Source organism: Mycobacterium sp. TY815 (genome assembly GCF_030755135.1).
In the GTDB taxonomy this organism is placed as follows: Bacteria; Actinomycetota; Actinomycetes; order Mycobacteriales; family Mycobacteriaceae; genus Mycobacterium.
This window is the reverse complement of sequence record NZ_JAUFRX010000007.1, coordinates 35,072-60,024: the sequence shown is the minus strand read 5'-3', so window position 1 is coordinate 60,024 and position 24,953 is coordinate 35,072. Positions and strand designations below refer to the sequence as shown.

18 protein-coding genes, 2 pseudogenes and 1 other annotated feature are annotated in these 24,953 nt (G+C 62.0%); of the genes and pseudogenes, 8 read left to right on the top strand and 12 right to left on the bottom strand.

Translation table 11 applies throughout. From position 1 onward, the window contains the following. Positions 1-10 precede the first annotated feature (10 nt). Together QXK92_RS33165 and QXK92_RS33160 are read right to left on the bottom strand one after the other, a co-directional pair. Positions 11-1,222 carry an MFS transporter gene (locus tag QXK92_RS33165; RefSeq protein WP_306248962.1) on the bottom strand — a complete coding sequence of 404 codons (1,212 nt, stop codon included), beginning with the start codon at positions 1,220-1,222 and terminating at the stop codon, positions 11-13. A gap of 173 nt (positions 1,223-1,395) precedes the next feature. After that, the gene (locus tag QXK92_RS33160; RefSeq protein ID WP_306248986.1) at positions 1,396-3,450 is read right to left on the bottom strand and encodes a serine/threonine-protein kinase; all 2,055 of its coding nucleotides are present in this window, start codon (positions 3,448-3,450) and stop codon (positions 1,396-1,398) included. 420 nt (positions 3,451-3,870) lie between these two features. On the opposite strand from QXK92_RS33160, the gene QXK92_RS33155 reads away from it, so the two are divergent. Together QXK92_RS33155 and efeU are read left to right on the top strand one after the other, a co-directional pair. Next, the gene (locus tag QXK92_RS33155; RefSeq protein ID WP_306248960.1) at positions 3,871-4,626 is read left to right on the top strand and encodes a hemolysin III family protein; all 756 of its coding nucleotides are present in this window, start codon (positions 3,871-3,873) and stop codon (positions 4,624-4,626) included. 64 nt (positions 4,627-4,690) lie between these two features. Continuing rightward, positions 4,691-5,545 (top strand): iron uptake transporter permease EfeU, encoded by an 855-nt coding sequence (efeU, locus tag QXK92_RS33150; RefSeq protein ID WP_306248958.1) that lies wholly within the window; start codon positions 4,691-4,693, stop codon positions 5,543-5,545. 93 nt (positions 5,546-5,638) lie between these two features. Here efeU and QXK92_RS33145 read toward each other — a convergent pair. After that, positions 5,639-7,029: pseudogene (locus tag QXK92_RS33145) on the bottom strand (cytochrome P450). A gap of 460 nt (positions 7,030-7,489) precedes the next feature. Between QXK92_RS33145 and QXK92_RS33140 the strand changes: the two are divergent. Beyond that, entirely contained in the window at positions 7,490-8,896 is a 1,407-nt protein-coding gene (locus tag QXK92_RS33140; protein ID WP_306248956.1) for a HAMP domain-containing sensor histidine kinase, read from the top strand. On the opposite strand, the gene QXK92_RS33135 is transcribed toward QXK92_RS33140, so the two are convergent. Beyond that, positions 8,881-9,549 carry a response regulator transcription factor gene (locus QXK92_RS33135; protein ID WP_306248953.1) on the bottom strand — a complete coding sequence of 223 codons (669 nt, stop codon included), beginning with the start codon at positions 9,547-9,549 and terminating at the stop codon, positions 8,881-8,883. The genes QXK92_RS33140 and QXK92_RS33135 overlap by 16 nt on opposite strands. A gap of 308 nt (positions 9,550-9,857) precedes the next feature. Between QXK92_RS33135 and QXK92_RS33130 the strand changes: the two genes are divergently transcribed. Beyond that, positions 9,858-10,040 (top strand): hypothetical protein, encoded by a 183-nt coding sequence (locus QXK92_RS33130; protein WP_306248951.1) that lies wholly within the window; start codon positions 9,858-9,860, stop codon positions 10,038-10,040. Between the two features lie 101 nt (positions 10,041-10,141). Here the strand turns inward: QXK92_RS33130 and QXK92_RS33125 are convergent. Then, positions 10,142-11,053, bottom strand: a pseudogene (locus tag QXK92_RS33125) (IS3 family transposase); the annotation flags it as partial. 50 nt (positions 11,054-11,103) lie between these two features. Between QXK92_RS33125 and QXK92_RS33120 the strand changes: the two are divergent. Further along, positions 11,104-12,365 (top strand): IS3 family transposase gene (locus QXK92_RS33120; protein ID WP_306248790.1). Its coding sequence is split into 2 segments (ribosomal slippage): positions 11,104-11,413 and positions 11,413-12,365, totalling 1,263 coding nucleotides; the frame shifts between segments, so codons are not numbered across the junction. Then, positions 11,403-11,534 (top strand) — a sequence feature (AL1L pseudoknot). Its footprint overlaps the gene before it by 132 nt. Positions 12,366-12,965: 600 nt before the next feature. Here QXK92_RS33120 and QXK92_RS33115 read toward each other — a convergent pair. Next, complete coding sequence (locus tag QXK92_RS33115) at positions 12,966-14,054, bottom strand: tyrosine-type recombinase/integrase (protein ID WP_306248950.1); 1,089 nt, start codon at positions 14,052-14,054, stop codon at positions 12,966-12,968. A gap of 556 nt (positions 14,055-14,610) precedes the next feature. Here QXK92_RS33115 and nrdH point away from each other — a divergent pair. Then, positions 14,611-14,868: a glutaredoxin-like protein NrdH gene (gene nrdH / locus QXK92_RS33110; RefSeq protein WP_306248984.1), complete on the top strand. Its 258-nt coding sequence runs from the start codon at positions 14,611-14,613 to the stop codon at positions 14,866-14,868. Between the two features lie 79 nt (positions 14,869-14,947). On the opposite strand, the gene QXK92_RS33105 is transcribed toward nrdH, so the two are convergent. Both QXK92_RS33105 and QXK92_RS33100 read right to left on the bottom strand, forming a co-directional pair. Beyond that, complete coding sequence (locus QXK92_RS33105) at positions 14,948-15,310, bottom strand: hypothetical protein (RefSeq protein ID WP_306248948.1); 363 nt, start codon at positions 15,308-15,310, stop codon at positions 14,948-14,950. A 224-nt stretch (positions 15,311-15,534) separates the two neighbouring features. Next, a complete protein-coding gene (locus tag QXK92_RS33100; protein WP_306248946.1) occupies positions 15,535-15,993 on the bottom strand; it encodes a hypothetical protein in 459 nt (152 codons plus the stop codon). Between the two features lie 1,588 nt (positions 15,994-17,581). Between QXK92_RS33100 and QXK92_RS33095 the strand changes: the two genes are divergently transcribed. Beyond that, complete coding sequence (locus QXK92_RS33095; RefSeq protein ID WP_082978082.1) at positions 17,582-18,505, top strand: FTR1 family protein; 924 nt, start codon at positions 17,582-17,584, stop codon at positions 18,503-18,505. A gap of 210 nt (positions 18,506-18,715) precedes the next feature. Here the strand turns inward: QXK92_RS33095 and QXK92_RS33090 are convergent, their stop codons facing one another. Together QXK92_RS33090 and QXK92_RS33085 are read right to left on the bottom strand one after the other, a co-directional pair. Beyond that, a complete protein-coding gene (locus QXK92_RS33090) occupies positions 18,716-19,951 on the bottom strand; it encodes an MFS transporter (protein WP_047316156.1) in 1,236 nt (411 codons plus the stop codon). Positions 19,952-20,175: 224 nt separating this feature from the next. After that, positions 20,176-20,901, bottom strand: coding sequence for a hemolysin III family protein (locus QXK92_RS33085; RefSeq protein WP_371934635.1), 726 nt, complete (start codon positions 20,899-20,901; stop codon positions 20,176-20,178). A 276-nt stretch (positions 20,902-21,177) separates the two neighbouring features. Here QXK92_RS33085 and QXK92_RS33080 point away from each other — a divergent pair, with 276 nt between their 5' ends. Continuing rightward, entirely contained in the window at positions 21,178-22,551 is a 1,374-nt protein-coding gene (locus QXK92_RS33080; RefSeq protein WP_082978085.1) for a HAMP domain-containing sensor histidine kinase, read from the top strand. Here QXK92_RS33080 and QXK92_RS33075 read toward each other — a convergent pair. Further along, positions 22,533-23,201 (bottom strand): response regulator transcription factor, encoded by a 669-nt coding sequence (locus tag QXK92_RS33075; protein WP_065045564.1) that lies wholly within the window; start codon positions 23,199-23,201, stop codon positions 22,533-22,535. The genes QXK92_RS33080 and QXK92_RS33075 overlap by 19 nt on opposite strands. A gap of 344 nt (positions 23,202-23,545) precedes the next feature. After that, positions 23,546-24,802, bottom strand: a complete 1,257-nt coding sequence (gene fetB / locus QXK92_RS33070; RefSeq protein WP_082978086.1) for an iron export ABC transporter permease subunit FetB — start codon at positions 24,800-24,802, stop codon at positions 23,546-23,548. Positions 24,803-24,953: the final 151 nt, after the last annotated feature.

Sequence of the window (24,953 nt, the reverse complement as noted above, 5' to 3'; positions counted from 1 at the left end):
AGCCGATTTCTCAATTCGAGTCGATGCGCTCAGCGCTGACGGGCACCAAGGGTATTGCTGCCAGAGCACACACTGCGCATGCCCCGAACGCGAACGGATACCCGGCCACGGTGATGAGCGCACCGAACGCCGGCGGCGTGACTGCCGCGGTCAACCGCTGACAGGTGTTCTGGACGCCGAGAGCTCGCCCGCTCCAAAACGGCCCGCCGTATTCGGTGATCGCGGTGGCCGCCAGCCCGTTGTAACCCACTGCTGTTACGGCCGCGACCACCATGATGGCTGCGGTGAAGGGCGAATTCAGGTAGTCGTTCAATGCCAGCAGCGCCAGGGCAAGGCAACAGCCGGCGGCGACCAACCTCTTCGGATGCATCCGAGAACCCGCGCGATCTGACCACCGGCCGACGACGATGCGCCCCAGCGCGCCGAGCAACTGCGCGACGGTCACTAGCGCGCTTGCCGCCGGGATCGACCAACGATGCTCAGTGATCAGCCAGACGAGCATGAACGTGATCGTCACCTGTTGGGGCACCATCAACAGGGCTGAAACTAGGTGGATTCGCTGCAGTGTCCTTGACCGCCGGTAGGGATTGGCCACCTCCACCGAAGCGCTTGCGTGGGAAGGGCGCGGTGGGTCGGTCAAGCAGACTCGGCAGGCCAGCGCGGCTACAGCGCACGCGATCGCCGGATACAGCAGCGCGGCAAAGAAGCCGTTTTCGATCTCGATCAGCTCGGGCAGTGCCACCGCGCCGATCGCGACGCCCAGCGGCTGCGCCGTCTGGCGAATTCCCATGGCTAGGCCGCGTTGGTCAGCCGGGAACGAGCCGGCTACCAACCGCCCGCCGGCGGTGTTGGCGCTGGCAGCGGCCATCCCACCGACGAACATCAACGCGCCGATCGCCACAAGGGAGTGTTGAGGCGCGGCCGCGAACGCCGCCGCGGCAGTCAACCCCAGGCCCGCGGTGAGCACCCATCGCTCACCGACGCGATCCACCAGATATCCCCAGCCGATCAGGGTCACCACCATCCCAAAGCTCGGCATGGCCGACAGCAGTCCGGCCTGCGCGAGCGAGGTGTGACGTTCGGTCTGCAATGCGGGAATCAGAAAAACTCCACAGTTGATGAACAGAAACGCGCACGAGGTAGCCGCCACCGATATTGCCAGCGTCAACCAACGTCGAGGTGCGCCGATAGCGGGGGCGAGCTCCGACTGCTGCTTCGACATCGGTGTCCTTTATGCGCGAGTTGTTGACTTCGATTGCGCCACCGCATAAGTCGCGTGGCAGCAGGGTGGCCGTCAGTGCGGGCAGCACGTCTTAACGTGTACAGCGGATTACGCTAGGAGGCGGCCGCTGAGAAGCCGCTGAGAGGCCACGACCGCTTCACCAGGATGACCGACTAACGCGGTATTGGGTCGTCGCCGGTCCGGGTGAAGACCTCGTCGTAGTGCCCGCCAGTACATGCGCTACCCGTAACAGTCGACAGGCCGCCTCCCGAGAGCTGCGTGATGGGGTCTGGGACGGGGTTGGGCAGTGGGAACACAGCGGTCAACCTGGTGTGACTGGTCCCGCCGGCCGGGCAAGGCGTGTCTTCCTCCGTGTTTCGCGTCCAAGCACCGTTTTCAAAGATGAAGAGTTCATGCCGACCACTGCCGTCGGTCTGCAGAAACCGGCTCAGGCATCGGTCCCCGTCGCGCAGGCAGATCGTGTCCACGCTGTAGTCCGCCTCCTCTGGCGGCTTGGATGAGGGTCCGGTGACCGCAACTTTCGACCGGTATATGCCGTGCAGGTACAGCGCCTTGGATAACTTGCGGGGCGGCAGCTTGGCCGGGTCGGGCACGCTGGAAAGATCGGCGTCACCGGTGCGGGTGAACGTCGCTGTACGTTTGATATAGCAGCCGATGGAGTCCTCTATCCATTCGCCGGATAGTGTGCCGTTCGGCTGTTCCCGCAGGTAGATCCAGTGCCACTCGCGTTCAGCTTTGCCGTTGCATGATTCAGGTGCGTCGATGATGGTGGTGCCGTACCAGCGGTTGCCGATCAGGTCGAATACCAGACTCGGCTCGTCGAAGGCATCCCCCGACGTTCGCGCTGCGGTGGCCACGCACCCTTTGGTTCCACACATGGACCGCAACTGCCAGACCTCGGTCTCCGCCGGCTCGCCCCCGGCCAACTCTTTGCCGGTTACATCGAGTTGCGGGCCGTAGGCCACCTTGAAGGTGCCCGTGAACGGGCCGGAGTTAGGTGCGGCGACTTGCGTCGAGCTTTGGTCAGAACTGCTCAATACGATCGTGATGACGATGCCGAGTATCGCAATCAACGCCGTGATGCTCGACGCGAAGATGATGGTGCGTTTGCGTTTACGTTGTGGTTCATGCGCAATGCCGCCGCCCGGCGAAGTCCCGGCGCCTTGCGTCTGAGGTCCCGTCGGAGGATGGCCAGAAACGTTGGGTTCGCCAGCATTTCTGTACCCCGCAGTCGCGTACGGAGTGATTTGGGTTGCGTCGGTGTGTGAGACCTGACCGCCGATCGTGGTCGGGTAGTAGTTTCGCGGCACGTTGCCGGGCATCGGTATCCGGGTGTCGAGGTGAACGGGTACCGGCACCTGCATCGCTGCGGTCCGCGTCAGCGGCCCGACCTCGCCCAATGCCGCACGGGCCGCCCCGGCCATCTCGAGCGCAGTGGAATAGCGGTCGTCGGGATTCTTCGCCATTCCGGTCGCAATGACGGTGTCGAGTTCGGGAGGCAATCCTCGTTTTAACGCTGAAGGCCGGGGTGGGGGCAGGCCCAGGTGACCTCCGATTTGCTGTTCAACGCTGTTCCCGGGAAACGGTTGGCTGCCGGTCAGACACTCATGCAGGACGCATGCCAGTGCATAGATGTCACCGCGAGGGTCATTGTGCCCGGTGTTTATTCGTTCTGGCGCCATGTAGGCCCAGGTCCCGATCACGCTGCCAGCACCGGTGATGGAACTGTCCGAGGCCGCGCGGGCGATGCCGAAATCGATCAAGTAAGCAAAGTCGTATTCGGCGACCAGAATGTTAGATGGCTTGACGTCGCGGTGCACCAGTCCGATCCGGTGGGCGGCGGCTAGCGCCGATGCGATCTGCTCGATGATTCCCACCGCTGCGCGGGGTTCAATCGGACCTTGGGCGATGATGGACTGGAGGTCTCGACCGTCGATCAGTCGCATGTCGACGTAGAGTCGGCCGTCGATTTCACCGAAGTTGTGGATTGGTACCACATGCGGTTCGGTGAGACCCGCCGCTGCCAGTGCCTCCCGACGGAATCGCTGTGCGAACATCGGATCGTTCCCCAGGTTGGCCGGCAACACTTTGACTGCAACCACGCGATGGGTTTCGGTGTCGAGTGCACGCCATACATCACCCATGCCTCCGCGACCAATCAGCTGAATCAGCCGGTATCGGCCAAACGGCGTTCCTTCCGATTCCACCACGCCCCCTCATTTCTTCCGGACGCAAACCTTGGGATGAAATGCTTATGGCAAGTCGCAACACCTGGCAAATCGCTCTCAGCGTTATCTCAGCGTTGCTGTTTTTCGGTATAGCGATCGACAGCCGATGCCCGTTCGGCTGGGGCGAATCCTCTTCATTTACAACGAATCTTCTGACCCCCGGGTAGTGGGCACACGGGCCTAGACACGACCCGGATGTGGCCGAGTGGTGCGTCGTACTTCAGTTGTTGTGAATTTCTCAGCGCCTTCTCAGCGGCCCGCTCATACGCTGACACTCCCACGGACAGGAAATCTTGCATTGCTTTTCGGTCACGCGGGTCGTGTAATCCCGAATTCGTTCGCGTTCAGCGATTTCGGGCGGCATTCAACCGAAATCCCGTCACGAGTATGGAGCAAATGATGACCCATCAGACCGATTCGGTCTCCCGGCCCCACTATCTCAGTCAGGTCGCCGTTGGCGACGACGCCGTTGACAATCAACTCACTGATCGACGCGCCCAGGGTGCTTCCGATGCGTTGGCCAGGCCACTGTTGCGCGGCTGGATACACCTTTACTGCGCCATCGCGGCTATGTTCGGCGGGACCGCACTGGTGGTGGTGTCCTGGGCTTTGGTATCCAATCGTGCCGGACATGCCACGTTGGCATACGCGTTGGCAATCGTTGCGATGTTTGCCGTGAGTGCGATCTATCACCGCGTCCACTGGGAGTCCGCGGAAGCCCGGCAATGGATGCGCCGCCTCGACCACTCAATGATCTTTGTGTTCATCGCCGGCACCTATACCCCGTTCGCGAGGCTGGCTATGCCCCACTCGACTGGGCTGGCGGCGCTGGCCATCGTGTGGGGCGGTGCCGTGGCCGGAATAGCGCTGACTCTGTGCTGGCCGTCAGCTCCGCGTTGGGTAGGCGTGATGCTCTATCTACTGCTGGGCTGGGTCGCGGTTTGGTACATGGGAATGATCCTGAATAACGCCGGAGCGATGGCGACGGCGCTGTTGATTGTGGGCGGGGTGCTGTACAGCATCGGCGGGGTGTTCTACGCGCTGCGCTGGCCTGACCCGTGGCCGGCGACCTTCGGTTATCACGAGTTCTTCCACGCGTTCACTGCGCTCGCGGCGGTCTGCCAGTACATCGCAATCTGGTATGCGGTCTTCTGACCCAACCCCACGCACTGAGTCGAATCGCGTGACCGAAAAACCCAGCGGGGAAAGGAAATAGGAAATGCAGGGTGCATACGGCGCGTTCATCGGGGTTTTCCTGATCGGCTTGCGGGAAGGCCTAGAGGTGACGCTCATCGTGAGCATCGCCGCGGCGTTCCTCAAGCGGAACGGCCAATCAACCCGTGCCATGTTTGCTGCAGTTGGGGTGGCAGTGCTGGTGTGTGTCGGCGTCGGCGTCGGCCTGAACATTCTGTCTGAAGATCTGCCACAGGCGCAGCAGGAGATGCTGGAAACGATCATCGGTGTCGTTGCCGTGGCGTTTGTCACCACCATGGTCATCTGGATGAACCGCAACGCCGGCCGGCTGCAAGGCGAATTGGAGCACGAGGCCGAGGAGGCGGTGACACGGGGCGGGTCGACGGCGCTGGTCGTCATGGCTTTTCTCGCTGTTCTCAAGGAAGGCTTCGAGCTGTCGGTGTTCCTGCTGGCGGCCGCGCAGAACTCGCACGGCAGCCGCTGGCCGGCAGCTGTGGGCGGCGTGTCGGGCATCGCGGTGGCGATCGCGGTGGGCGTCGGGATTTACTACGGCGGCTTGAAACTCAACCTGAACCGTTTCTTCCGGATCACCGCGGGTTTTCTGGTGCTGATTGCCGCGGGATTGGCGCTGAACGTGGTACGCACAGCGCACGAGGCAGGATGGCTGGACGTCGGCCAGCAACAGCTTGTCGACTTGTCATCCTGGATTCCTGAAAACTCGGTGCAAGGCGCATTGATCACCGGTATGTTCGGCATACCTACCGATCCCCGGCTGATCGAAGTGCTCGCCTGGGCGTTTTATGTAGTCGCGGTGCTGGTGGCTTTTCTCTGGGAGAGCAGGAAGGTACGCGATCGTGAAGCCGCGTTCGAGTCGTGCTAAGCACACCGTCATCATGCGGCGACCATCGAAGCGTTTCTGGGCGTAGACCGCAAGCGCCGCATGCAGGGGTCCGACACCGGCTGGCCGCGCCGCTTAAGGCAGTTGCGTGTCGTGAGCGACTGGGCAGGTAGCGGGCAAGGCTGATGGAACCTGCCTAACCGCGCGCACTTGGATGAGTGCGCCCCGGCCGGGAACGTGGATGACGTGTTTCGAATTCTGCGGCTCATCTGCGGCGGTAGTGGATTTCAATTCGGTCCGGCGCAGGACTTCCCGCAAGACGACTCGCATCTCGACCATGGCGAAGGTGCTGCCGAGGCAGCGTCGGTTGCCACCGCCGAAGGGCAGCCAGGTTGTGGGACTCAGGTTGGTGCCGAGCATGCGGTCAGGGTCGAAGCGTTCCGGATCGGAATAGATGGCGTCGCTCGCGTGTACCAGCCCGATAGCAGGGACCACCATGGTGCCAGCCTCGAGCTGGTAACCGGCGACCATTGCCGGCCTGGTCAGCATCCGCCCGATGCCGGAAAGTATTGGACGAACCCGCAGAGTCTCCTTGGCCACAGCGTCCAGGTACTCATCACCGGCCGGGTCGCCTGCCGCGCTCGCGTCGGCCGCATGGACCGCTTTGACCAAAGCGGCTGGATGACGAGTGAGGCGCTCCAGCGCCCACGCCAGCGCCGTCGCGGTGGTGTCGTGGCCGGCTACCAGCAGTGTCATCAGCTGGTCACGCAGTTCTCGGTCGGTCATCGTGCGTGCGTCTTGGTCGGCCGCCCGCACCAGCATGGCCAGCGTGTGTCAGTCCGTGCGGCGAGGTCGGGGTCAGCGCGGCGATCGGCGATCTCGGCATAGAGAAGGTCGTCGGCTTCTGCGATGCGGCGCTGTAACCCACGCCAGGGGCGGCGGCGCATCAGTCGCGGGTTGGCGAGTGCCAGTGCCTCCCACGGCCCCATATTGAGCAGACGTGGCATCACTTTGCGTAGCGCTGCCAGCCGCGCCGGTTGGGTAGCCCCGATCACTGTCCGCAGGATCACTTCAAGCGTGATTTCCGACATCTTGGGCGCCACGGCGAAGCGCGTGCCGACCGGCCATGTTGCCACGTTCGCCGCGGCGATCTGGGCGATCAGGTCAGCTTGCCGGGCGACGGCGGCGCGGTGGAAAGGCGGCATCATCAGGTGGCGCCGGTCCCGATGGACTTCGTCGTCGATCACCAACAGCGAGCTGTCCCCCAGTAGCCCGCGCAATGTCGTGTTTGCCTCGCCGGCATGGAAGACGCTGGGATCCCCGGCGAACACCGTCTTGATGTCAGCCGGGTCGGCCAGATAGACCAGTGTGCCTCTCAGCGGGACTCGTACCGTGAAAACGTTGCCGTAGCGGCGTTGGCAGGCAGAAAGGAACCTCAGGCCCCGACTCGGCAGGAAAGCGGCTCGCATCGGCAGGCGACGTCCCGGCGGAACCGCAACGGCCGTCGCGCTCGTCGTTTCGGTCATCGGCGATCAACTGACATGTTGTCGAAGTGTGCACTGCGGCAACATTGTTCACGCCTTGGATGCACGGGCATCAACCTCTCGTCAGCGAACTCAACGCCACCACCGCTGTCATCGGACATCAGCTGGTCGTTCTTGGGTCTCCGGTCCGGATGGCACCAAGTCGGCCGGCACCAGCGGGATCGCCGGTAACGGGAACAGCCCGCACAGCGCCCGCGCCGGGCAGATAGACGAAAGCAGTCATCACTGTGCCGGACATCCGAGTTTATGCGCTGCGTGGTGTTCTGAAAACCTAGTGCACGTCCACTCTAGAACGGCCTGGCGAGTTCGGTGATTGCTGTCGCCTCCAAGCCCCTTGTCGAGTTGCGGCGGGGATCCAGAGTGGTCAGGTTCAGAAGACTCGGCGCAGCAGAACGCCCTGTTCCTCAGCGAATCCACAGCCCGGCAGAATCAGACTGTGCCAATGTCTGCGATCTGGCCGTTTCGGCGCAACGGCCCGGTGACGCGATCAATGTCGCCCCTGCACTTGGGCATCTCAGCTCGCTCAGCCGCCGCATCGGCTGCGGTGGTGTTCGTTGCGTTCGCGCTGGCAGGTGCGGTACTGGACTTGATTCTGTACCGGACTCTGCTGGCCGGCGTCGACGATGCCACTGCCGGCCGAGTGCGTCATATCGCTGCGGCGCTGCAGTCCAACTCTTGGAATGACCTTGATAGCGCCCTTTTTGGTACCGACCAGCATGTGGTCGCGATCCAGCTGATCGACCACGATGGCAAGGTCGTCGAGCGGTCGGGAGCCGCGCCCACAACACCGCTGGTCCCCATCACCGAGTTCGACCACACTTTGCGCCGCGGCATGTCCGACGATGCGGTGGCCAACGACGACATGCGAGTCAGTGGGCAGCGGGTCATGACACCGTCGGGTGACTACACGGTGATCGTAGGAGGAGGCAGCGAGGCAGTCGAACGGACCGCGCGGACCGTCGCGCTGTTGCTGGTCGTCAGCGCTCCGATCATCGTCGCGGTCGCAGCGGCGGCAACCTACCGACTCGTCGGACGATCGCTGCAATCCGTGGACGCGATCCGCAGCAGAGTCGCCGAAATCTCCATGTCCGGCTTGGCAGAACGCGTACCTGTTCCCAGCAGTCGCGACGAGATTGCGGCGTTGGCCGTCACCATGAACGAAATGCTGGCACGCCTCGAGGCCGGTCACCGCGCTCAACAGCGGTTCGTCGGCGACGCTTCACATGAACTACGCAGCCCGCTGGCCACAATCATCTCGGGGCTGGAAGTCGCTGAGGCTCACCCTGAGTTGCTCGATGCGGAGTTGGCATTCAACACACTTCTGCCAGAGGCGCAACGTATGCGCACTCTGATCGAGGATCTGCTGCTGCTGGCGCGCGCCGACGAGCAAAGTGTGGTGCTGCGCAGAGTCGAGACCTCGCTGGATGAGATTGCTGAAACCGAAGCCGCTCGTGCGCGACGGGAAGGCGGATGCGCGGTCGATACCGAAATATCACCGGCCCGCCTGGTCGCGGACCCGGACGGCATATCCAGAGTCGTCCGCAATATCGTCAATAATGCTGTCCGTCATGCGAATTCGCGCGTCGTCATCGAAGTCAGCAGTCGAGACGGTGCCGCAACGGTCGCAGTCAGTGATGACGGTCCGGGCGTTGCACCGGCCGATCGTCGCCGGGTGTTCGAACGTTTTGTGCGTCTCGATTCACATCGCGCCCGCACCGGGGGCGGAGCCGGATTGGGTTTGGCGATCGTCGCTGAAGTCGTGGCGGCCCACGGTGGCGATGTCACCATCGACGACCGACCCGGCGGTGGGACCACAATGCGCGTGTCACTGCCTCAGCACGTCAAGTGATAACCGACACCACGAACCGTCTCAATAGTGTTGGTACCGAACGGAACGTCGATCTTGCGCCGTAGATATCCCACATAAACCTCGACCACGTTGTCGGGTCCCTCGTAGTGCGCGTCCCAAACATTGCGCAAGATCTCGGCTTTGGTCACCACTGCGTCTTTGTTGCGCATCAGAAACTCCAGCAGCCCATACTCGCGGGGAGTCAGCGATATCGCGGTCGACTCTCGGTGCACAGTGTGTCGCGCGGGATCCAATGTCAGCGATCCCGCCGCCAGCACCACCGGTCGTTCTGGCGCTCCGCGACGCACCAACGCGCGCAAACGCGCCACCAGCACCCGAAACGAAAATGGTTTCGTCAGATAATCATCGGCCCCCAGGTCGAACGCATCGGTCTGGTCGTACTCGCCATCTTTAGCCGTCAACATCAGTACCGGGGTCCACACATTCTGCGCGCGCATGCGGCGCAACACTTCATATCCACTGTGACCGGGCAGCATGATGTCCAGAACCACGACATCGAAGGTGTTCTCGACCGCCTCGTGCAGTCCATCGACGCCTGTGGCGACAGCCACAACGACGCAGCCTTCGGCGGTCAGCCCTCTCACCAGCATCGTCGATAGCCGGGCCTCGTCCTCAACGAGCAGAACCCGCATATCAGCACGCTACGTCGTGCACCGGATGCGCGGAGAAATCACCGCATAGCAACCGCAGAGCTGAGTGACCACAGACGAGGGTGTCAGAACAAGGAGGCCAGATTCTCTCAACATGGAACGCCAGGGTAGGAAGTCGTCGCTGAGAACCCGCTGAGAACCTGTGTGCCAGTAACACGCGGCCGCAAAGATATTCACCCGGATGTCGACTCCCGGGAGGACCAGGCCAATAGCTGATAGGGCCCGAGAACGCTGTTGAGCAACCCAGACAGTTGGGCACCGTAATTACCGAAGCCGGAGATGAACGCTGCGTGCCGAAGTTGTACCTGCTGGTGTTGAACACGCCGGACAGGGAGTTGCCGAGGTTTGCCCAGCCCGATTCCCGTGTGCCGAAGTTCTGGAAGCCCGATACATCGATGCCGCCGGAGTTGGAGAAGCCCGACATTTGGGCGAAGCGGTTCGCAAAGCCGGACACGGCTGCGCCCGGGGAGTGATCAATGAGTTACGTTGCAGTACAAGGTGAATCGTAGATACAGCTGGCACCTGCGGTGCACCCGAGCGGACTGAATCGCCCTGGTTCTGCCGGAGACTCGGGCTATTGGATTCCGATTAGTGGTTGGTCGGTCCGTTGTGCATCGTAGAACGCGGCTTCGAACTCGGTGGGCGGTACGTCGTTCAGGTAGCCGTGGAGGCGGCTGTTGTTGTGCCAGTGGACCCAGCCCAGGGTGGCCAGCTCGACGTCCTCGACGGTCCTCCACGGCCCGCTGCAGGCGGGGCCGTAGATCAACTCGGCCTTGTAGTAACCGTTCACCGTCTCCGCCAAAGCGTTATCGAAGCTGTCCCCGACCGACCCGATCGAGGGGACCGCGCCGATCTCGGCGAGCCGCTCACCGTATCGGATAGACGTAAACTGCGATCCAGCATCGGAGTGACATGTCAAGCCCACCAAGCGATTTCCGCGTGACCAACGTGCCATCTCCAACGCATCGAGCACCATCGTGGTGCGCATGTTTGAGGCGACTCGCCAGCCGACGATCATCCTGCTGAAGGTGTCAATGATGAAACAGACGTAGGCCACCCCGGCCCAGGTTGGCACGAACGTCAGATCGGTCACCCAGAGCTGGTTCGGCGCGATCGCCGTGAACTTGCGCCCGACCAGATCGGGGTGTCGCGCCGCAGCCGGATCCGGCGTGGTGGTGCGCACTCGTTTGCCACGCCGCGCCCCCGCGATGCCGGCGGCCCGCATCAGCCGCGCGACCTGATCCCGCCCGACGTCGTGGCCTGCCCGACGTGCCGTTTTCCACAGCTTGTGGGCCCCGTATACCCGGTAGTTGTCCTCCCAGAGCTTTACCAGGACAGGCCCAAGCTCTGCGTCGCGTTGGGCGCGCGCCGAGGGAGCGCGAGTCTTGGTGTCGTAGTAGGTGCTCGGGGCCATCGACACCCCTGCTGAGCGCAGGACGGTGCAGATGGGCTCGACCCCGAACTCCTCGCGGTGGGCGTCGATGAATCGCCCTGGAAATCCCGGAGGCTCCTGACCTTGGAAACGAGGATGCAGGTATGCCGAAGGAACAGGCGTCTGGGAAGCCCACGGCGCGTCGCTACAGCCCGGAGGAAAAGTCAGCGGCGGTGCGGATGGTGCGGACACTGCGGGCCGAGTTGGGCACCGAGCAGGGCACGGTGTCACGGGTGGCTCGCCAGCTGGGCTATGGCGTGGAGTCGGTGCGTGCCTGGGTGCGCCAGGCCGACATCGATGATGGGCATGCGCCCGGAATGTCCACAGCTGAGTCGCAGCGGGTCAAAGAACTCGAGCAGGAGATACGAGAACTTAAGCGTGCCAACGAAATACTGAAACGCGCGGCCAGTTTTTTCGGGGCGGAGCTCGACCGCCAACACAAGAAATAGTCGACTTCATCGACGCCCACCGCGAGGAGTTCGGGGTCGAGCCCATCTGCACCGTCCTGCGCTCAGCAGGGGTGTCGATGGCCCCGAGCACCTACTACGACACCAAGACTCGCGCTCCCTCGGCGCGCGCCCAACGCGACGCAGAGCTTGGGCCTGTCCTGGTAAAGCTCTGGGAGGACAACTACCGGGTATACGGGGCCCACAAGCTGTGGAAAACGGCACGTCGGGCAGGCCACGACGTCGGGCGGGATCAGGTCGCGCGGCTGATGCGGGCCGCCGGCATCGCGGGGGCGCGGCGTGGCAAACGAGTGCGCACCACCACGCCGGATCCGGCTGCGGCGCGACACCCCGATCTGGTCGGGCGCAAGTTCACGGCGATCGCGCCGAACCAGCTCTGGGTGACCGATCTGACGTTCGTGCCGACCTGGGCCGGGGTGGCCTACGTCTGTTTCATCATTGACACCTTCAGCAGGATGATCGTCGGCTGGCGAGTCGCCTCAAACATGCGCACCACGATGGTGCTCGATGCGTTGGAGATGGCACGTTGGTCACGCGGAAATCGCTTGGTGGGCTTGACATGTCACTCCGATGCTGGATCGCAGTTTACGTCTATCCGATACGGTGAGCGGCTCGCCGAGATCGGCGCGGTCCCCTCGATCGGGTCGGTCGGGGACAGCTTCGATAACGCTTTGGCGGAGACGGTGAACGGTTACTACAAGGCCGAGTTGATCTACGGCCCCGCCTGCAGCGGGCCGTGGAGGACCGTCGAGGACGTCGAGCTGGCCACCCTGGGCTGGGTCCACTGGCACAACAACAGCCGCCTCCACGGCTACCTGAACGACGTACCGCCCACCGAGTTCGAAGCCGCGTTCTACGATGCACAACGGACCGACCAACCACTAATCGGAATCCAATAGCCCGAGTCTCCGGCAGAACCAGGGCGATTCAGTACGCCTCGACGCTAGGATCCTGACCAGCCTTGATTTGCCTAACCAATCGGGCGTAATGCGAGTTGCACAGTTGATTATTTGTTGTGGTTAATAGATCGCATCCTTCGACAATGCACCGCGGAAAATCAGCGAAAACAGCTGGATCGTGGGCAACCTTCGCTGCCCACGCATCGCGCGGCGGCTTCCCGGCCCGCCGCCACAGGTGATGGTGGCGATTGCACAGTCCCCCTTGTGCCCGTCCAAACTCGCAAAGGGTGACTTGGCACCGGGAAAGAGCACGGCGCCCAAGAGTCGGGCCCTCCTGCGTGGCAACCCATTCCTCAATCGTTGGACGGCCCGCATTGACCCAACGTAAGTTGTGAGCTCGACACAACCCTCTTCTCGTGTAAGCCACTGCGCCACAGTCAACTACACGACAGTCTCCATTCACAAACAAACGATTGACGTCGGGCGCGACTATCACCTCCCGCCGCCACTCCGGCCGTACTGCGGCAAACAGAGCTGCCAGCAGCCCGTGCGCTGCCGGCGATCGTTCAACGGAGCGTTCGTCCTTCTTGTGACCCTCCATCAGTTCTTGAGCCATCCCGCTTCAACCAGCGCGCGCCGAGCATCCTCCATTGTGAGGTGTCCGTAGACCGACATCGTTGTCTGTGCGCTGGAGTGACCGAGAAGAAGTTGCAGCACATGCCAATCGGTGCCCCGCCGAATCAGATCCGTAGCGAAGGTGTGGCGGAGGTGGTGCGGACTGAATCCTTCAAGACCGGTCTCACGGCGCAACCGTTTGACCAACTCCCGCACCGTCCAGTATGTCAATGGATGGCCGCGCTGTCCTCTGAAAATATTCACGAACAGGTAATCCGAGTCGATCGTGCCGTACTCGATGTCCATGTAGTCGGCATACAACGTGAACAACTCACGATTAACCGGGACAGAACGAGGTTTCCAGTTCTTCACGCGCGCATTATTGTCGTTGTGCCGCGGCTCGATTCGTATTGACTCGTTCGCAATACTCAGATCTTCGTGGCGCATGCCCAGAGCCTCACCGATTCGTGCGCCCGTCTCAAACAGCAAGCTCAGCAGGAATCGGTCTCGCACCATCGAGCACGCTTCCAGCAGCTGGCTCACTTCGTCGCGTGTGACGATCTGCGGCGGACGTTGAGGTTCGCAACGCAGACGAATTTCGTTGCGGCGACTCCCTTTCTGAACGTGCGCGAGGAACGGGAGGTATGACCTACGACCGCCCGGATACCAGCGAGTTAACGACATTCGCACAGCCTCGTCATGACGCGCATGAAACACGTAAAACGCATTCACGGCCGTCAGCTTCCGAGCCACGGTACGCATGGCCACTGCGGGCTGAACCTGCGGAAGCACGAGGACTGCCCCGCTGCGGGCGTGTTCTGGCGTGCGCAACCACTTCACCCATGTACCAATGTCTTCGACTTCCAGGCTGCGCCAATCACGGCCGTATTCCGCAACCCACTCGAAGAGATCCGCGATGTCCCGCGCGTACCCGCGGATCGTGTTAGGAGATTTGCCCAGAGTCGTCAGATGTGTCAAGTACCTTTCGATCTCCGACACCATTCGCCCATCCGCGCCAAGCACCGTGTACGACAAGCCACCATCAACAGGACTACGCACCGCCTGTACGTCCACCACACTCCTGTTCGCAGTGAGCTGTTTCGTAGCGAACACAACGCTAGCGGTGTACACCACGAATGCTCAGAATCGACACGCGCTCTATTCCTTACGTCACGAACAGCTGTCCAACACCTCTAGATAAATCCACGCGAGCATGGCCGGGCTCAGCGATTCAGCGACGATTACGCCGTCGTGGGCAACAAGTCCGAGCAAACGATGGGTTTCGGCAATGCCGTCAGTGCCAACGTCGCCCAATGGCTCGGCGGCTTCATCGTCCGCCTTCTTGCAGGCACATAAGGGGGCGGTGAGATGTCCCGAAGTGATGGCGACGGGGTGCGCAACTTGACCATTAAAAAGAATGACACAATTGAGGCCGCCAAAGCTTCTCCCGCCAGCTCTTCACGGCCAAACACTCTATGAATAATTGCGGCTATCACCCGCGCTAGGTCTTACGAAATAATTGTTGCTCCTTTCCACGGAATTGCGGGGTAACAATGCTGCGCTCAGTTGCTAAGTGCGCTATTATCAATATTAAATAATTAAGACCTTCGCCAATTTGAGGGAGCGCTTCGTGTCTGTAATTCTCTATACCAAACCAAACTGTCCGCAGTGTGATGCAACCAAGCGCGCTTTGACGAAGAACGGCATTATTCACCACGTCATCGACGCGACCGCCGATCCCGCCGCACGCGAGTCCGTCATGGCACTTGGGTACAGCCAGGTGCCGGTCGTCGTCGCCGGCAACCGCCACTGGTCCGGATTCCGCCCCGACCGCATCAAGGCGCTAGCCGACGCAGTCGTCCCGTCAGTACACCCGGTGTCCGCGTGATGCGCCCCAAGTGCACAGCAGCGGCGCCCCAGGAGGTGCCGCACGGCCCGCATTGCGGTCGGGTGCGGGCCAACGCCGGTCACCATAGCGGCTGCTGGGCGTCGCCCAGCAGTGCCGCTGTCAACCTCTCCTGATCCCACCCATCCTTGACGGCTTCTCGGATAGCTCGCGCGCGTTCGGCCCTGGCCGCCACTCCGGCGCCACGGGCGATGATCGCACGTCGGCCGCCGCCGCGGCGCATCCGGGCCATGCGCATCATGTTCAACTGCTGATCGCCGCCAACCACATGCGCCGGCAGGCCCCGACGTAACTCAGCAGCGTCCAGCGTACGCACGCACACCGTGTTGTCGCACTCATGCAGAGCCAGCACCTCTGGCGGAAGCTCATCTCCCGCCAACGACAATGCCAACGCATACCGAGATGTCCGGACTACGTGTCGCACGCCGTACCGCCTGATGCGAAACACCCCGTAGCCGTCATCGCTCAGTCCCCCGACCCACACCCAACAATCGGTCTCCAAAGGACCCCGCACGACTCGAGACCAGAACCGCTCAAGCTCGCTACGATGCTCCTCAGGTTCCACCCGCAACGGTAGCGGTTGCGACCACCGCTTAGCGCGTGGAGGCCAGCCAATCTCCTGTCGCCCAACCTCGGTCATCGCGCTGCTCATTGGGCGCACCCAATCTCGTCACCAGTTGCACACCCGACCTCAGAAACAACACGCTGGCTGGGCAGCGGAAGAACCTGCGCTGGAACAACGTTCGCCGGCGGTTGCCCGGCTGCACTCGTCTCGAGCGCGGCACGCAAGTACTCGCGCACCCGACTCACCGGTAAACCGGCCTGAGCAGCGATGGCCGAAATACTCTCACCGCGTAAGCGCATCGCGTGCAAGGCCTTCCCCGCCGCAACGCGATGACGATGACGCCGACCCTCCGCCTCAGCCCGTAGCTTCTCAATACGCACCTGCAACCATTCGTCGACTTCATCGGCCTGCGCAGCCCGCACTGTGAACTCCGTCAAATTGCCAATGTTGGCCCTTTCACGCGTTTCACGCTCCGCAGCAGCAGCCTGCTGCCGCTCCAGTAGCCGCGCACGCGCCAGTTTCCGGCTCGTCGTCTTCTCCACGCGCCCGATGGTAAGCCAAACTCCGTACGCATTCGCTGATCGTGAGTCGTCAACGGACACAACGGCCCGGCGGGAACCAACCAAGCTGCTCGCCGAAGAGTGCACCGTCCAAAGCACCCATCGTGGCTGTACTTCATTGCAGCCCAGCTTGCTTTTCGCCCCTCGTCGCCTCCCACCATGGACACAACAGCTTCCTGGTCCGATTTGCCCCTCCCGTGTCCGATCTCGTTGCACGTTGCAGTCGGGCCATCGTGGTTCACGAGTTTTGCAAGGTCTTTCGGGACATCTCGCCGTGGTCTGTCCCGAAGTACTTTGCATTTTCGGTGTAGGGACGGTCGCATTCCTCTGCGCGGACGCCTGAGCGGCAGGGCGAGCGCGGCCGAGATCTTGACATCCTCCACCGCTCTAAAGCGGTGGATTCCCTTGGCCGTTAGGCGGCGCTGGGTGGTTCGCGGTTCATCGCAGATGCCGCCGGCCTAAGGGCCGGACCCGCGTGGGGGTCGGTCTTACTCTTGCTCCCCGCCTGGCTGACGGCTTCGCCGCCCGCGTTGGTCGCGGATGTCCCAGCCAGTTGTTCGGTATGCGCTGCCCAGCGTGTGAGGGCTTCCTCACGAACGTTCAAGGCACGGCGAGAACTTCGGGAGATGCTTTCGACGAGCCGGGTCTTGTCTTCGACCTTATCGGTAATCGCTGGTATGGACGACCATCGTCGACGCGCCCGAATCGTGCAACGGCAAAGCAGAGCGAGAATGGCATTGGATTTATCTGCGAGAACAGCCGAACGGCACACTGTCTGGCGAATGGATAGAAGACTCCATTGGTTGCTACATCAAACGAACAGCGACGTTCACTCGAATTGACGATGCCGACATTGCCAGCGTGCCCAACCCGGCTGACCTCTCGGCCGACAAGCTATCCAAAGCTCTGTATTTACACGGCCTCTATCACTCGAAAACCACGGTCACTGGCGAGTCCACCAAGCCACCCGAGGAAGCAGATTGCAGCGTTGACACGATTTGCCTACGCGATGGGGACCGATGCCTGAGCCTTTTTGCAGACTGACGGTAGTGGGCGGCACGAATTGTTCATTTTTGAAGACGGAGCGTGGACCAGAAACACCGAGGAGGACATCTCGTGCCCTGCCTGCGGTATCAGTCACACCAAACTGACCACAGTATTTCCCCTGCCCAATCCAGTGCCTGGCCCTATCGTGCAACTCACTGGGGCGGCTTGTCGAACGTTTCGGGTAGCGCGTGCACCGGGGGCCACTATGATGATGAAGTGTTCACTAGGACCGGGGAAGACCCGATACCCCGCTAGATTTCGTCACCTTCTCTCACGGTCGATAGTAAGCACTATAGGCACAGCGCACGATTGACGGATTTCCAGTAGCTTCGTGGACACGGCACCGGCCTTCGAGACGGAGACAGCACGGGACCCACTCGGCCCGTCTAACGGTAAGTCGACCAGTCAATTCGGCGGCCTTCTCAGCGCTTTCTCAGCGCTTGCCCCATAGGCTTCTGGTCCTAACAAGTCATCGCTGGACCGGTGGCTGAAATTTCCGATTGGGGGAAAGGACAGGCGCAACATGCAGGGCGGATACGGTGCTTTCATCGGAGTTTTTCTGATTGGGCTACGCGAAGGCCTAGAGGTGACACTCATAGTCAGTATTGCCGCGGCTTTTATGAAGCGCAACGGCCAGCCTACTCGTTCGATGTTTGCCGCCGTGGCCGTCGCCATATTGATTTGCATCGCTGGCGGGGCTGGTCTGACCCTACTGTCAAAGAGTTTGCCGCAGGCACAGCAGGAGATGATGGAAACCGTCATCGGTGTCGTGGCCATCGTATTCGTGACCACCATGATCATTTGGATGGTTCGCAACGCTGGCAGACTCCAGGGTGAATTGGAGCATGAAGCCGAAGAGGCACTCAGCCGGGGTGGATCGCTCGGGCTGGTGATCATGTCTTTCCTCGCTGTGCTCAAAGAGGGCTTCGAATTGTCGGTGTTCTTGCTCGCCGCCGCAGACACGTCGCATAGCAGCCATTGGTTCGCCGTAATCGGAGGCCTGAGCGGAATCGCGGTGTCGATCGCGGTAGGCGTCGGTATCTACTACGGCGGGTTGAAAGTGAACTTGGATCGCTTCTTCCGAATCACCGGCATATTCTTGGTGCTGATCGCGGCCGGGCTGGGACTGAATGTGTTGCGGACCGCCCACGAGGCGGGTTGGTTGAACATCGGTCAGCATCAGGTCGCCGAATTGTCGTTCTGGATCCCGGAGGACTCGGTGCAGGGCGCTTTAATCACTGGTCTTTTCGGCATTCCTACTGATCCTCGGCTCATCGAAGTGGCGGCATGGCTTCTCTACGCTGGAGTGATGGTCGTAGTCCTGGCGTGGCCAATCCGCAATCGCTCCCGCACCCAGCACCGAGAGCCTGGATCGACAGTTCCAGCGACGGCGCCGACCGGATTGACACCGGCGAACTCATCACAGCAAAATCACTCCGGGTCGTAATACGCGCGTTGCGGTCCGGGCAAGCAGTTAGACGCCCACAGGTGCGGCCTTCGCATCACACGAAGCGTTCGTGGTTGTGCGATCGAGATCCTGCCGGATGCGACGGACTGGCGTGAACTCTAGCCGGATCCTGATCCAATTCGATGACACACGGGATGAAAATGTATGGGCGGCAACGTGATCTGCGAATGTGCCCCAACGCCGACCGAGTCAGAACGAGCCCGTGCCGAGGTCGCGGTACTTGATGCGTTCGCTATCGACCGGCACGAGCGGTACCGCTGCCAGAGCGAATATTGCGCATACGGCGAAGGCCAGCGGGTAACCTGCCGCGGTGACGAGTGCGCCAAAAGCGGGCGGAGTGACGGCGGCAGTCAATCTCTGGCACGTGTTTTGCACTCCGAGGGCTCGTCCGCTCCAGAACGGCCCGCCAAATTCCGTTATCGCGGTAGCGGCTAGACCGTTATAACCCACCGCGGTCACAGCTGCGATCACCATCGTGACAGCTGTGACAGGCGAATCGAGATAGTCGTTCAACGCCAGCAGCGCCGATGCCAAGAAGCAAGCAACGGCAATCGACCGCTTCGGACGCATCCGAGAACCTACGCGGTCAGACCACCGGCCGGCGGCGATGCGGCCCAACGCGCCAATCAATTGCGCGATGGTCACGAGCGCGCTGGCCGCTGGTATCGACCAGTGATGCTCCGTAATCAGCCAGACGAGCATGAACGTAATCGTGACCTGTTGGGGCACCATCAACAGCGCCGACACCAGGTGAATACGCTGAAGGGTTCTTGAGCGCCGATATGGGTTGGTCAACTGCTCCTGGGAGGCGACTGCACGAGGGGGCCGCTGAGGATCAGTTAAGCAGACGTAGCAGGCCACGGCAGAGACCGCGCACGCGATCGCTGGGTAGAGCAGCGCGGCGAAGAAGCCGTTCTCGATCTCAATCAATTCAGGTAGCGCTACCGCGCCGATCGCAACGCCCAGCGGTTGCGCAGTCTGACGAATTCCCATCGCCAGGCCGCGCTGGTGGGATGGAAAGGAACCGGATACCAGCCGCCCGCCAGCCGTGTTGGCGCTGGCGGCAGCCATTCCGCCGAGGAACATCAGTGCACCGATCGCCAAGAGGGAGCGCTGCGGTGCTGCGGCGAATGCGGCCGCGGCGGTCACACCTAGGCCGGTCGTGAGGACCCAACGCTCACCGCGGCGGTCCACCAGATAACCCCAGCCGATCAGCGTACAGACCATGCCGAAACTTGGCATCGCAGACAACAAGCCCGCCTGAGCAAGTGAGGTATGGCGCTCGGTTTGCAACGCCGGAATGAGGAACACCCCACAATTGATGAATAGAAATGCGCACGAAGTGGCCGCCACCGAGATTGCCAGCGTCAACCAACGTCGTCGTGTGCTGACATCGGCGGCGAGATCGTGTTCCTGGTTCGGCAATGGTGTCCTTCGGTGGAATTTTGGTGACTGCTCCGATCACGCTCCTTTGCGCGCACCGTGGCCGTGGGAGCCCGGCCGTATATCGCGACGCGCCGAGTGAGCCATCGTGACCAAGCAGTGAAACTAGGCGCAGGTCGTTGAGGAGCCAGTGAGAGGCAGCGCGCGTCGAGTCTGGCGCGGCGTGTTCGGCGGTGCCTTACCTGCGCTGCCGATGCGGGTTAGAGTTAGAAGACGGCGAGCCAGATTGCGACGTATTGGGAAATGGCGGCCAGCGCGGTGCACGCGTGAAAAATTTCGTGATAGCCGAAAGTGGCTGGCCATGGGTCAGGCCAGCGCAAGGCGTAGAAGACTGCGCCGATGCTGTAAAGCACACCGCCGACGCCCAGCAGGACCATTACGGTCAGCCCTGCATTGTGCACGATCAACTTGGTGTACCACACCGCCACCCAGCCGAGGAGTAGATACAGCGTCACGCCCACCCACCGGGGCGCCGATGGCCACAATAGGGACAACGCAATACCTGCCAGCGCCCCGCCCCATACGACGGCGAGCACGACATGCCCTGTCGAGCGCGGCATCGCCAGCCGCGCCAACGGCGTGTAAGTACCAGCGATCAATACAAAGATCATCGAGTGGTCCAGGCGGCGCATCCAATTCCGGGTTATCGCCGAGTTCCAGTAGACGCGGTGATATGTGGCGCTGACCGCAAACATCGCAACGATGGCAAGCGCGTACGCCAGCGTGGCGTGTCCGGCGAGCTTGGAAACGCGCGCCCAAGACATCACTACCAGTGCTGTACCCGCAAGAACTGCCGCCACGGCGCAGTAGAGGTGGATCCAGCCGCGCATGCGGGGCCTGGTTAGGAGGCCGGCGACGCTGTCGCCGGCGTGCGTCTCGCCGACTGCAAGAACCGCCGGCTCAAACAATGAACAACCAGATGAATGACTCACTATTTCCCTCCCTCACAACGGGTTAACGCCGCATATCGATGCACAGACTGGCCGGGCACGTTGCTGACCTGCGCCGCCAAGCCGAGCTGGACGCCGTCTTGGGTGTGGCAGCGTCGACGCTAGCTAGGGATCGCTGAGAGGCCGCTGAGAAGCATTTCGGGATGCGCTATCTGGCTTACGGGCCTGATTGATTGGCTCCTGGTCCTCAGCCGGCTCTTAGCCGTCGCGGAGCAGAATGCGCATGTGCACGAAGTCTGGGTAAAGGCGCGATCAAGGCTGTGGGGTTCTGCCAAGCCCCGCAACTGGGGAATCTCTACACGTTCAGCCGTCGTATCGGCAGTGTTGGTGTTGTTTGCCCTCGCCCTTGCCGGGACCGGGCTGGATCTCATTCTTTACCGGTCGTTGCTCGACGGGATCGACGACGCTACCGCCGCCAGGGTTCAAACTATCGCCGCGGCCCTGCAATCCAAATCGCTGGACGACATGGATAACGCGTTACTGAAGACCGACCAACATGTGGTCGCCATTCAAGTGATTGATCCTTCCGGCACGGTAGTACGGCGGTCGGGCTCTGCCCCGGACACGCCGCTGCTCCCCGTTTCTGATTTCAGCGCCAAACTGCGGCGCGGCATCCCCGACGACGCGCTGCCCAGCGACGACATGAGACTGAGCGGACAGCGGGTCAACACGGCATCTGGGCAATACACGGTGCTAGCCGGCGGAGGCAGTGAGGCAGTCGAAGCCACTGCACGGACCGTCGCGCTGCTACTGGCTTGTGGAGCGCCCATCATTATCGCGGTGGCTGCGACTGCCGCCTATCAGCTGGTGCGACGCTCGCTGCGCTCAGTCGACGCAATTCGTTGCAGAGTCGCCGCTATTACGACCTCTGATCTTGCCCAACGGGTGCCGGTATCTCACAACCGCGACGAGATAGCGGCACTGGCCATCACCATGAACGAAATGCTGGCGCGCATTGAAGCCGGACAGCAGGCGCAACGAAGATTTGTCGCCGATGCCTCGCACGAACTGCGAAGTCCGCTGGCCACGATTATTTCTGGGCTAGAGCTTGCCGAGATCCACCCGGGAGTCTTTGATACCGAACTAGCTGCTCGCACACTTCTTCCCGAAGCGCAACGCATGCACAGTCTGGTCGAAGACCTGCTGTTGTTGGCGCGCGCTGATGAACGACGTCTGATGTTGCGAGAAGAAGAGATGGCCCTCGACGACCTCGCCGGTATCGAGGCCGCCCGTGCGCGACGAGCAGGCACCTGCACGGTCGGAACCGATATCGGCCCTGCGCGTCTGACCGGTGACCGCGTGGCCGTATCACGGGTCGTGCGCAACCTGGTAGACAATGCCTTGCTGCACGCCGACTCTCGTATCGACATTGAGGTGAGCAACAGCCACGGCACAGCCGTGCTGTCTGTCAGCGACGACGGATCGGGCATCCCACATGCTGACCGTAGCCGGGTCTTCGAGCGCTTCGTGCGCCTGGACTCAGACCGCGCCCGCAGCGGCGGAGGCGCCGGCTTGGGCCTTGCCATCGTCGCCGAGGTCGTCGCTGCACATGGCGGCACGATCACCGTCGACGACCGTCCCGGCGGTGGAACCACCATGACCGTGACTCTGCCTCAGCATGTCAATCGGTAACCGACACCTCGAACCGTCTCGATAGTGCTGGTGTTGAACGGGATATCGATCTTGCGCCGTAGGTATCCGACGTAAACTTCCACCACATTATCGGGGCCGTGATAGTGCGCGTCCCAAACATTGCTCAATATCTGGGTTTTTGTCACAGCCTGGTCCTGATTGCGCATCAAGAACTCCAGCAACCCGAATTCGCGTGGGGTCAAGGTGATCTCGGTCGACCCGCGCTGTACCGTGCGGCGTGCAGGATCCAACGACAGAGAACCGGCTCTCAGCACGGTAGGGCGTTCCGGCGCACCACGGCGCACCAACGCGCGCAACCGTGCTACCAGTACCCTGAACGAGAACGGTTTCATCAAATAATCGTCTGCACCAAGATCAAACGCGTCCGTCTGGTCGTACTCGCCGTCCTTCGCGGTCAGCATCAACACCGGTGTCCACACCCGCTGAGCTCGCATTCGACGCAACACCTCATATCCGCTCAAGCCGGGAAGCATGATGTCAAGGACAACCACATCGAAGGAGCTCCCGGTCGCCTCGTGGAGGCCATCGATGCCAGTATCGACGGCCACTACAACGAAGCCCTCGGCCTGCAATCCGCGGGTCAGCGTCGTGGACAAACACGCCTCGTCCTCGACGAGCAGGACCCTCACACAATTACCTTCATATGCGGACCGCACCGTCCTTCGCCCACATCGCTCCGCGCTGCACACCGCCAAAAACGGAGTGGCTCAACAGTATTCCCGGACTGGCGACCTGAAAGTGGCAGCCCCAAAGGCTTCTGGGAGTATTCCGAATATGTTTTGCTGTGCCATGCCTGACCTACGAGTGAGATGCAGTGGGTCGCGGTGGCAACGGCCGGATCGGCCGCACCCCGTACGTATCGTGTCGACACCCCGATATGCCCTAGCCGCGAGAAAGGCGTGGCGAAGTCAATCACAGTTGTCAGTATCCAGGTGCAATGTTGGCGATGTCAGCGACGATTCGCCGGCGAAGGTCAGCTCGGATCATTAGACACATTCACCTCATTCAGCCGCTGCGCGTCATCGAAAAGCGACTCCTCTGCAAGCCGGACCGTGACGAGCGCGGACAGCGCGGAGGCGGCGAGCTGCATATACATCACCACGATCTGGTAACGGATCGCGGTAAGCGGGCTGATCCCGGCCAGGATCAACCCAGTCATGGCACCGGGCAGGCTGATCAACCCCACAACCTTGGTGGAATCGATCGCCGGAATCAACGCGGTACGCAGCGCGGATCGCCGGTAAGGCGATATCGCTTCTCGTCCGGGTTGGCCAAGGGATAATCGCGCTTCGATGGCTGGCTGCGACTGGCGAACTTCATCGTTGAGCCGGCGCAACGCACCTCCGGCGGCCAGCATGGCAGTCGAGACGATCATGCCGCCGACCGGCACAATCACGCGGGTCTCGGCGGCGATCACCCGTCCGGCCAGCAAGGCAGCGAGTGTGACACCGGTGCTGGTGGCAATTCCGCCCGTGGCAATGACCTTGGCCTGTGGTATCCCCGCACCACGCCGACCTGCGACCTGCCCGGCAATGATTGTCATCATGGTCACCCACCCGGCGGCGCCGAGCACACTCGTCCGCCGGAACAAAATGCGAAGAAGAGCGCCGGCCGTGACCAACTGCACGGCGGCGCGGGCAGCGGCGACCGCGACCTCCCTAGTCAGATCCAGCCGCTGCCGATAGGCGACCGCACCTGCCACGGTGACCAGCAGCAGCGATACGCCCACCCCAGACCAACTCGGTACGGCCAGCGCCGATGTAGCGATCGCGGCCAAGGGTGATGGCGCGCGCCCGATCCGTAGCCGTCGAGATTGTGCTGTCGGAAGGCCGATACTAGCCGACCACCGGAGTGCCCGGTGAACGGCGACGCCGGTCAAGCTGAGCGTTACCACCCCAAGTGGCAAGGCCAGCCATATCCACCGTGCGCCCGCACCAACTCCACCGCGCTTGATGACCTTCTCCGGCGTCTGCTGACCGCTGTCGGCAGGCTCGATGTGATAGCCGATACGGTCCAAGGCCGCACGCAGCCGTTGGATCTCCGGCGGATCGCTTGACACCACCTCGCCGCGCGGGCTCAATAACACTCGGGCGAGGCGGTCGACAATGTTGCTCGGCACACTGCGGCGGCCGCGAGCAAGAGCGGAGCGGTCAGTGTGCTGGCCCGTCGGCGCGGCAACGACGGGCTCCGCACGGGAAATCGCTGACAGGACGGCAGCGGCGTCGCACATGCCGGGTGCGTACCAAACCACGACAGATGCGGTACGCGGATATGCCCGCACTGCGCGCACACCGGTTACCTTGCCGACCATCTCCTCGATCGCGGCTGCCCGCGCCGTATCGTGATGAAAACCGCTGGCATGCAACCGCATTCGTCCCGCC

Coding starts and splice junctions, on each gene's coding strand:
- QXK92_RS33165 (WP_306248962.1), bottom strand. CDS start 1,222: ATGTCGAAGCAGCAGTCGGAGCTCGCCCCCGCTATCGGCGCACCTCGA.
- fetB (WP_082978086.1), bottom strand. CDS start 24,802: ATGTGCGACGCCGCTGCCGTCCTGTCAGCGATTTCCCGTGCGGAGCCC.
- efeU (WP_306248958.1), top strand. CDS start 4,691: ATGCAGGGTGCATACGGCGCGTTCATCGGGGTTTTCCTGATCGGCTTG.
- QXK92_RS33140 (WP_306248956.1), top strand. CDS start 7,490: ATGTCTGCGATCTGGCCGTTTCGGCGCAACGGCCCGGTGACGCGATCA.
- QXK92_RS33095 (WP_082978082.1), top strand. CDS start 17,582: ATGCAGGGCGGATACGGTGCTTTCATCGGAGTTTTTCTGATTGGGCTA.
- QXK92_RS33155 (WP_306248960.1), top strand. CDS start 3,871: ATGACCCATCAGACCGATTCGGTCTCCCGGCCCCACTATCTCAGTCAG.
- QXK92_RS33135 (WP_306248953.1), bottom strand. CDS start 9,549: ATGCGGGTTCTGCTCGTTGAGGACGAGGCCCGGCTATCGACGATGCTG.